Genomic DNA, 8,402 nt, shown 5'->3' on the forward strand with positions numbered 1-8,402 from the left:
GAGGCGCTGAAGCCGTGGTACGGCTACTACTGCAAGCGGCCCTGTTTTCATGATGAGTATCTGCAAGCCTTCAACCGCGGCAACGTGATCCTTGTCGACACAGGCGGTCTCGGGGTCGAGCGGATCACTGAGCATGGGGTCGTCGTCGACGGAGTCGAGCACGCACTCGACTGCCTGATCTTCGCGACCGGCTTCGAGGTGGGGACCGAATACGCGCAGCGCACCGGCTTCGAGGTGGTCGGGCGCGACGGGCTGACACTGACAGACAAGTGGGCCGACGGCGTGCGGACGTTCCACGGTCTGCATGTGCGTGGGTTCCCGAACTGCTTCGTGGAAAGCATTGCGCAGTCGGGTTTTACAGTGAACTTCCCATACTTGCTCGATGTGCAGGCCACGCATGTGGCATGGCTGATCGCGGCGGCACTCGGCCGCGGGATCGTCGAGATCGAGGCGTCGGCTTCCGCCGAAGCCGGCTGGGTGCAGACGGTCATGGAACGATCTGCGTTGATCGCGCAGCGCAGAAAAGCGTGCACGCCTGGCTATTACAACCGGGAGGGCCGGCTGGATCACCGGACACAACAGGGCAGCTTCTTCATCGGCGGACCCACCGAATACGCAGACATCCTGAAGAAATGGCGTGACGACGACGCGCTGGCCGGGCTCGAAGCGCGCGCCGCGGACACCGTGCGGTGACTCACAGCGGCGGTTCAACGACAGGCGGCCCGGGTAAGCGAACGCCATGACATCGGGACCGTCCGACCGCAATGAAAAGCTGGAAAACATCGTCGACGAGCTGGACGAGAGCGTGAAGGGCCAGCGAGAGGCCGACGACGTTCCGGGCAAACCCAGCGCCCGCGAGCAGGAACCGAAGAAAGGGTCGGGCGACGAGCCGACTGCTTAGGCCTTGGATTCCTTGCTCGGCACAGGCTGCTTGGCAGTGGTGGACATGAAGTCCTCGATCAGATCCACCACTTCCATCGGAGCTTCTACTTGGGGGAAGTGTCCGATCCCAGGAAGCACCTCGAGGCGGGTCTCCTTGCGTACGTCGTGCGCAGCGTAGGCATGGTCGACGGGGATGATCGCATCGCGGTCTCCCCAGATCGCCATTATTGGCAGGTCCGCCACCATCTGCAATCGGTTGAGCGCGCTGACTGCCTGCCCTCGGTAGTCGACCACGGAACGCAGAGTTCGAAGGAAGGCTTGCCGCGTCTGGCGGTCCGAAAGCGACGAGTACGCGGTCCACATCTCGGTGCCGCGTGGTGAATGGATACCGGCGCTGCTCAACCAGCCGCGCACCTTGTTTCCCGCCCGGAGCACCGGCCTCGGCGCCGCCACCGGCAATATCAGCTCGGCGCCCGGCGCAGAGAGAAGCCGAAGGATCAGTCCGACGTCCGGCCCCAGGCCTCCGCTTGCGATCAGTACCAGGCGCCGGCAGTAGTCGGGATGCTGATAGACGAACTGCATCGCTACGCCACCACCAAGTGATTGCCCGACGATCGTCGCCTGGGTGATGCCGAGCTCGTCGAGAAAATCGCGCAGCCAGACCGCGAACGCGCCGAGCGAGTAATCGCCGCGCGGCTTTGCCGACTCGCCGTGGCCCAGCAAATCCGGCGCCACCACCCGGTAGTTCTTGGCCAGCCGCGGCATCACCGCGCGCCACGTCTCCGAACTCCCGGCCATCCCGTGGATCAGCAGCAACGCCTCGCCACTTCCCTGGTCGCGGTACGCGACGCGGTCACCGTGCAATTCGACGAACTTGAGATCACCCATGGTCATAGACTCCCCCGTTTTGTCCTCACTCACCGCAATCGTGTCAGAAACCACCGCAGTGTGGCCGGGTGACCGCCGACACGGGACAACTTACGTACACTCTGGTATGTATCTATGGTGACCATTCCCGCCCGTGCCGTGCGCCGTACGCAGGAGCAGCGCAGCGCCGAGACACGAGGCAGGCTGCTGGACGCGACAATCGACTGTTTGGTGAAGTACGGCTACAACGGGACCACTACTCCGCGGGTGGCCGAGATGGCCGGTGTCACCCGCGGCGCCCAGGTGCACCACTTCGGGTCGAAGAACGATCTGGTGATCGCGGCCCTTCAGCATCTCGCATCCAAACGCGCTGCGGCCGTGGTGGCGACCGTCGGTGACCTCACGTCCACGGAGGATCCTGTCGGCAAATTGCTTGCGCTGCTGTGGGATGTGCACGAAGGGCCGTTGTTCATCGCCGCGGTCGAACTCTGGGTCGCCGGCCGCACCGATCCCGCGCTGGGACGCGAAGTGGCCAAGTTCGAGTCGATCGTGGCGAGCAATCTGATGGCTGCGGTCGGACAGTACGTCCCGGAGGAAATCCACAAGTCGATGCTCGACTTCCTCTACATCGCGATGGACGCGCTACGAGGAATCCTGATCGCCAGCTTCGTCGACACCGACCCGTCGCGTGCGAGGAGACGATGGGACCGGGCGTCGGCCAACCTCCGCAGGCTGGCCGAACCGCTGGTCGAACTGTGGGCGGCGCTGCGCCCCTGACTCGAACTTTCCCATTTACGTACCGCTGTGTATGTTAATTCACATCCAACGAGGGAGCCGGAGGTAGCTGTGGCCAACAAGATCGGCGACAAGGTCTATGTCGTGGGCGTCGGGATGACGAAGTTCGAAAAGCCCGGACGCCGGGAGAATTGGGACTACCCGGACATGGCTAAGGAATCCGGCGCCAAGGCGCTCGCCGACGCCGGTATCGATTACAGCGAGGTCGAGCAGGGTTACGTCGGCTACGTGTACGGCGAGTCCACGTCCGGTCAGCGGGCGCTCTACGAACTCGGACTCAGCGGCATCCCCGTCGTCAACGTCAACAACAACTGCTCGACGGGCTCCACGGCGTTGTACATGGCCGCCCAGGCGATCCGCGGGGGACTGGCCGACTGCACGATCGCGCTGGGCTTCGAGAAGATGAAACCAGGCTCGCTGGAATCGACGTGGGGCGACCGGGCCAACCCGATGGAGAAGCAGATCGTCGCGATCGCCGAAATCGAGGAGTTCGCATTCCCGCCGGCGCCCTACATGTTCGGCGCCGCGGGTCGCGAGCACATGAAGAAATACGGCACCACCGCAGAGCATTTCGCGAAGATCGGCTTTAAGAATCACAAGCACTCGGTGAACAATCCGTTCGCCCAATTCCAGGAGGAGTACAGCCTGGAGGACATCCTGGCCGCGCGGATGATCTACGACCCGCTGACCAAGCTGCAGTGCTCGCCGACATCGGACGGGTCAGCGGCGGCGATCCTGGCCTCCGAGGCGTTCGTCGACAAGCACGGGCTTGCCGGCCAGGCCACCGAAATCGTCGGCCAGGCGATGACCACCGACTTCGAGACCACTTACGACGGCACCGCCAAGGCCATCATCGGCCACCACATGAACGAGGCTGCGGCGCAGAAGGTTTACGGTCAGTCGGGCCTCGGGCCCGAGGACTTCCAGGTCATCGAGTTGCACGATTGCTTCTCAGCCAACGAACTGTTGCTCTACGAGGCGCTCGGGCTGTGCGGTGAGGGTGAGGCTGGAAAGCTCATCGACGACGGCGATACCACCTACGGCGGACGGTGGGTGGTCAACCCGTCCGGCGGGCTGATCTCGAAGGGGCATCCGCTGGGTGCCACCGGGCTGGCGCAGTGCGCGGAGCTGAATTGGCAACTGCGCGGAACCGCTGACGCGCGCCAGGTCGAAAATGTCACCGCCGCCTTGCAACACAACATCGGACTCGGCGGCGCCGCTGTCGTCACCGCCTACCAGCGCGCCGATCGGAGCAACTGACCATGGGACATATCGAGGCTGAACGCGAGCTGCCCGCCCCCGTCGACGCGGTCTGGGCATTGATCGCCGACCCATCGACGTGGGCGGACTGGTTCAGCATCCACGATAAGTGGATGTCCGAGGTGCCCACGACGCTGACGCCAGGTACGCAGCTCGCGGCCAAGATCGTGATGCTGGGCATGGCCAACAAGATCGACTGGACGGTCAACAGCGTCGATGCGCCACGCTCGCTGTCCATGAGCGGCACAGGCATGGCAAATGTGAAGTGCGCCTTCACGTTCAACCTCGAGCCAGTCGGCGACGCCGCGTCGAAGTTCACGCTGTCGGGGGATTTCGACGGCGCGCTGATCAAGGGCGCTCTCGGTAAGGCCGTCGAGAAGGACGGCGCCAAACAACTTGACAAGACGCTCGCTCAGTTGACGGAGTTGGCGGCCGCCCATGCCTGATGAGGAGCTAGCGTTCGACGACAGTCATCTCGACGAGTGGAGTGAACCCGAGCATTTCGAGGTCACCCGGGAACGCATCGCCGAGTACGCCGCCGCCACCAACGATCCGATCGAGGCCCATCGCGCCGGCGACATCGCACCGCCGGTATTCGCGATCGTACCGGTATTCCAGGCGCTATTGGTGCCTGCGGTCGAGGTGATGCCGGTCGAGTTGATTCCGCGAATTGTGCACGGCGAGCAGGACTTCCATTTCCACCGGCCGATCTACCCCGGCGACAAGCTGGTATCGCGGGCCATGATGATCGGCTACGAGGGGTTGGAGAAGGGCACCCGTTCGGCGATCAAGCTCGAATGCCGCACCGAGGACGGCGAACTGGTTAACGAGCAGTACGTCACGACGTTCGTGCGGGGGTTCAACGCCGCCAAGGCGGTAGGTGAGCTCAGCCCCAGCCACAAGTTCGACGACGCGCTCCACGAGCAGGCTCCGCTGGCGAAGGCCCACGCGCACGTCGACCTCGATCAGACGTTCCGGTATTCGCCTGCCTCTGGTGACCCGATGCCCATCCACCTCGACGAGGAGGTTGCGCTCAGCGCGGGGCTGCCCGGGATCATCGCGCACGGCCTGTGCACGATGGCGATGACGTCGTGGGGCGTGCTGACCGAGGTGGGTTCGTCAGATACCAAGCGCCTCAAGCGGTTCGCGGTTCGTTTCGCGAAGATGGTGCTTCCCGGAGACGACCTGGAGACCAGGATCTGGAAGTCCGGCGGCAGTGATGGTGTGACCGGGTATGCGTTCGAGACCGCCCGCGGCGAGGACTTCGTCATCACCGACGGACTCGCCGAGATCGCAGACGGGAGCTGACCATGGGAGTGCTAGAAGGTCGGGTCGCCATCATCACCGGAGCAGGTCGCGGCATTGGGCGCGAGCATGCGCTGCTCTTCGCCAAGGAAGGCGCGTCCGTCGTCGTCAACGACTTCGGCGGCGACAACACCGGCGAGGGCGCGGACTCCGGCCCGGCGCACGAGGTCGTCGACGAAATCGCTGCCGCCGGCGGCACGGCCGTGGCCAACTCAGGAAACGTGGCGGATTGGAACGATGCGAAAGAGATCGTCGAGCAAGCCATTCGCGAGTTCGGGCGGCTCGACGTACTGGTGAACAATGCTGGGATCCTGCGTGATTCGTTCATTGCGAGCATGGCGGAGTCGCAGTGGGACGCGGTGATCGCGGTGCATCTGAAGGGTCACTTCGCGATGCTCCGCCATGCGGCCGAATACTGGAAGGCGCAGAGCAAGGCGGGCGATCAGCCGAACGCCGCTGTGATCAACACGGCATCGGGGTCAGGCACGACGATTCCGAACCCGGGCCAGGCGAACTACGGTTCGGCCAAAGCGGCGATCGCCGCGCTGACACTGGTCGCGGCGGAGGAGCTCGAACGGTACGGCGTGCGGGTCAACGCGATCACGCCGATCGCGCGGACCCGGCTCACGCTCGCCACCCCCGGGATGGGGACGCTGATGAGTGAACCGGAGGACGGTGAGCTCGACTTGTTCAGCCCAGCCAACATCTCACCGCTGGTGGCTTATCTCGCGACGGAGAAGTGCCCGATCACCGGCCGGGTGTATGCCGTTCAGGGCGGCGCGATTTCGCGGTTGGGCGGATGGCACGACGTCGAGACCATCGAGACAGACGGCCCGTGGGCCATCGACGACATCGCCGGCCGGCTGCCCAACTGAGCCCCACAGCAAGGAGAATCGCCGATGATCGAGTGGTCCGAGACAGATTTGCTGGTCCGTGACGCGGTGCGCGCGTTCATTGACAGGGAGGTGCGGCCGAACGTCGATGCGCTCGAAAGCGGCGAGATGACGCCCTACCCGATCATCCGAAAGCTGTTCAGCGAGTTCGGCCTTGACGTGCTCGCTGCTGAGGCGGTCAAGAACATGCTGGACCGCGAGCGAGCCCAGCTGCAAAGCGGTGAGACGTCGTCAGCCGGGAGCGGCGGGGGCCCGGGCGCTGGCGGGGAGCAGGCTTCGATGGCGTGCATCGTGATCAGCGAGCTCGCCGGGGTCAGCCTCGGCACAGTGGCCGCGGTGGGCGTCAGCCTCGGTCTCGGTGCCGCGACTATCATGTCCCGCGGCACCCTGGCCCAGAAGGAGCGCTGGCTGCCGCCATTGGTGACGATGGAAAAGGTTGCAGCGTGGGCGATTACGGAGCCCGACTCCGGGTCCGATGCGTTCGGCGGGATGAAGACCTACGTCCGCCGTGACGGCGACGACTACATCCTCAACGGTCAGAAGACGTTCATCACCAACGGTCCGTACGCCGACACGGTCATCGTTTACGCCAAGTTGGACGACGGGTCGGGCGGCGACAAACGCGACCGGCAGGTGCTGACCTTCGTCCTCGACTCGGGCATGCCAGGTTTCACGCAGGGCAAGCCGTTCAAGAAGATGGGCATGCACGCCTCGCCGACGGGCGAGCTGTTCTTCGACGATGTCCGGCTCGGCAGGGATCGGCTCCTCGGAGAGACGGAACAGCACGGCGATGGCGACGGCCGCGAGAGTGCCCGGGAGAGCTTCGCGGGTGAACGCATGGGCGTGGCTTTGCTGTCGCTCGGGATCATCAACGAGTGCCACCGCCTGTGCGTGGACTATGCGAAGAACCGCATGCTATGGGGCAAGAGCATCGGCAATTTCCAGCTCATCCAGCTCAAGCTGGCCAAGATGGAGATCGCCCGGATGAACGTGCAGAACATGGTGTTCTCGACGCTCGAGCGCGTCCGCGCCGGGAAGTTGCCGACGCTTGCGGAGGCGTCGGCGATGAAGCTGTACAGCTCGGAGGCGGCCACCGATGTGGCGATGGACGCGGTCCAGCTGTTCGGCGGCAATGGGTACATGACCGAATACCGGGTCGAACAGCTGGCTCGCGATGCGAAGTCGCTGATGATCTACGCAGGCAGCAACGAGATCCAGGTGACGCACATCGCCAAGGATTTGCTCAAGTAATTCTCTCTTCGCGCAAGCGGCATCGCCAGTAAGTAGCCGGGACTAGCCACCGCAAAGTTTCAGCACCGCCGCTAACGGGCAGGCTCTCCTGTCGACCGACGCAGGAGATCAACGATGAAACTGGGTGACCTCACGGCACTCGTCGAGAAGCCGATCGCGGCGGTGTCCAACCTGCTGAACACGCCGAATTCGGCTGGCCGGTACCGGCCCTTCTACCTGCAGAATGTGGTCGACGCGGTCCAGGGCCGCACCCTCGACGAAGCTGTCGAGAAGAAAACGGTCTTGATCACCGGGGGATCTTCTGGCATCGGCGAGGCCGCGGCCAAGCGGATCGCTCGCGCCGGAGGTCACGTCGCGCTCGTCGCGCGCACACCCGAGAACCTCGAGAAGGTAGCCGACGAGATACAGCACGACGGCGGCGTCGCTCACGTCTACCCGTGCGACCTGTCGGACACCGATGCGATCGCCACGATGGCTGACAAAGTGCTCGCCGATCTGGGCAGTGTTGACATCCTGATCAACAATGCGGGCCGATCCATCCGTCGCTCGCTGGAGCTGTCGTACGACCGCATCCACGACTACGAGCGGACGATGCAGCTCAACTATCTCGGCGCGGTGCAGCTCATACTCAAGTTCGTGCCGGGGATGCGAGAGCAGGGCTCGGGCCAGATCATCAACATGTCGTCCGCCGGTGTGCAGACCAGAGCACCGCGCTTCGGCGCCTACATCGCGAGCAAGGCCGCGCTTGACACGCTCTGCGATTCCTTGCAGGCCGAAACGATCCACGACGGAGTGAGATTCACGACGGTCTACATGGCGTTGGTGAAGACGCCAATGATCAGTCCTACCAAGGTCTATGACCAATTCCCGACTCTGTCGCCGGAGCAAGCCGCGGGCGTGATCGCCGATGCGATAGTGCATAGGCCGCGACGCCTGAGCCCGCCGTTCGGTCAGTTCGCTGCGTTCGCCGACGCCGTCAACCCGATGATCATGGACTACGTCCGCAATCGGGCGTTCACGATGTTCGGCGATTCAGCCGCGGCGCAGGGTGACGAATCGAAAGACGACACAGCGAAATTCGACAAGCGCAGCGAGGCGTTCGTGCGGGCCACTCGCGGAATCCATTGGTAGCCCGATCAATCTGAGGAC

At 64.0% G+C, this 8,402-nt stretch carries 10 protein-coding genes; 9 read left to right on the top strand and 1 reads right to left on the bottom strand.

Annotated features, from left to right (window positions below):
* Together QOH60_RS18195 and QOH60_RS18200 are read left to right on the top strand one after the other, a co-directional pair.
* The coding region (locus QOH60_RS18195) for an NAD(P)/FAD-dependent oxidoreductase (RefSeq protein WP_526422911.1) at window positions 1-693 on the top strand (693 nt) is incomplete at its 5' end.
* Between the two features lie 46 nt (window positions 694-739).
* Window positions 740-901: a hypothetical protein gene (locus QOH60_RS18200; protein WP_526422913.1), complete on the top strand. Its 162-nt coding sequence runs from the start codon at window positions 740-742 to the stop codon at window positions 899-901.
* Here QOH60_RS18200 and QOH60_RS18205 read toward each other — a convergent pair.
* Window positions 898-1,770, bottom strand: a complete 873-nt coding sequence (locus QOH60_RS18205) for an alpha/beta fold hydrolase (RefSeq protein ID WP_526422915.1) — start codon at window positions 1,768-1,770, stop codon at window positions 898-900. The genes QOH60_RS18200 and QOH60_RS18205 overlap by 4 nt on opposite strands.
* Before the next feature lie 114 nt (window positions 1,771-1,884).
* Here QOH60_RS18205 and QOH60_RS18210 point away from each other — a divergent pair, with 114 nt between their 5' ends.
* The 7 genes from QOH60_RS18210 (at window position 1,885) to QOH60_RS18240 (ending at window position 8,384) form a co-directional block, all read left to right on the top strand.
* Entirely contained in the window at window positions 1,885-2,526 is a 642-nt protein-coding gene (locus QOH60_RS18210; RefSeq protein WP_526422917.1) for a TetR/AcrR family transcriptional regulator, read from the top strand.
* 81 nt (window positions 2,527-2,607) lie between these two features.
* On the top strand, window positions 2,608-3,804 hold the full coding sequence (locus QOH60_RS18215; RefSeq protein ID WP_526422929.1) for a thiolase family protein: 1,197 nt from the start codon (window positions 2,608-2,610) through the stop codon (window positions 3,802-3,804).
* 2 nt (window positions 3,805-3,806) lie between these two features.
* On the top strand, window positions 3,807-4,250 hold the full coding sequence (locus tag QOH60_RS18220; RefSeq protein WP_526422919.1) for a type II toxin-antitoxin system Rv0910 family toxin: 444 nt from the start codon (window positions 3,807-3,809) through the stop codon (window positions 4,248-4,250).
* The gene (locus tag QOH60_RS18225) at window positions 4,243-5,112 is read left to right on the top strand and encodes a MaoC/PaaZ C-terminal domain-containing protein (RefSeq protein ID WP_526422921.1); all 870 of its coding nucleotides are present in this window, start codon (window positions 4,243-4,245) and stop codon (window positions 5,110-5,112) included. Before QOH60_RS18220 ends, QOH60_RS18225 begins: the two co-directional genes overlap by 8 nt.
* A gap of 2 nt (window positions 5,113-5,114) precedes the next feature.
* Window positions 5,115-5,984 (top strand): SDR family oxidoreductase, encoded by an 870-nt coding sequence (locus tag QOH60_RS18230; protein WP_526422923.1) that lies wholly within the window; start codon window positions 5,115-5,117, stop codon window positions 5,982-5,984.
* A 24-nt stretch (window positions 5,985-6,008) separates the two neighbouring features.
* Window positions 6,009-7,253 (top strand): acyl-CoA dehydrogenase family protein, encoded by a 1,245-nt coding sequence (locus tag QOH60_RS18235; RefSeq protein ID WP_526422925.1) that lies wholly within the window; start codon window positions 6,009-6,011, stop codon window positions 7,251-7,253.
* Between the two features lie 114 nt (window positions 7,254-7,367).
* Window positions 7,368-8,384, top strand: a complete 1,017-nt coding sequence (locus QOH60_RS18240; RefSeq protein WP_526422927.1) for an SDR family NAD(P)-dependent oxidoreductase — start codon at window positions 7,368-7,370, stop codon at window positions 8,382-8,384.
* The last annotated feature ends 18 nt before the right edge of the window (window positions 8,385-8,402 follow it).

It is taken from the genome of Mycobacterium sp., from assembly GCF_032159765.1.
In the GTDB taxonomy this organism is placed as follows: Bacteria; Actinomycetota; Actinomycetes; order Mycobacteriales; family Mycobacteriaceae; genus Mycobacterium.

Bases quoted from the DNA above. Each gene is read 5' to 3' on its own strand.
- QOH60_RS18200 (WP_526422913.1), top strand. From the start codon at position 740: ATGACATCGGGACCGTCCGACCGCAATGAAAAGCTGGAAAACATCGTC.
- QOH60_RS18205 (WP_526422915.1), bottom strand. From the start codon at position 1,770: ATGGGTGATCTCAAGTTCGTCGAATTGCACGGTGACCGCGTCGCGTAC.
- QOH60_RS18210 (WP_526422917.1), top strand. From the start codon at position 1,885: ATGGTGACCATTCCCGCCCGTGCCGTGCGCCGTACGCAGGAGCAGCGC.
- QOH60_RS18220 (WP_526422919.1), top strand. From the start codon at position 3,807: ATGGGACATATCGAGGCTGAACGCGAGCTGCCCGCCCCCGTCGACGCG.
- QOH60_RS18225 (WP_526422921.1), top strand. From the start codon at position 4,243: ATGCCTGATGAGGAGCTAGCGTTCGACGACAGTCATCTCGACGAGTGG.
- QOH60_RS18230 (WP_526422923.1), top strand. From the start codon at position 5,115: ATGGGAGTGCTAGAAGGTCGGGTCGCCATCATCACCGGAGCAGGTCGC.
- QOH60_RS18235 (WP_526422925.1), top strand. From the start codon at position 6,009: ATGATCGAGTGGTCCGAGACAGATTTGCTGGTCCGTGACGCGGTGCGC.
- QOH60_RS18240 (WP_526422927.1), top strand. From the start codon at position 7,368: ATGAAACTGGGTGACCTCACGGCACTCGTCGAGAAGCCGATCGCGGCG.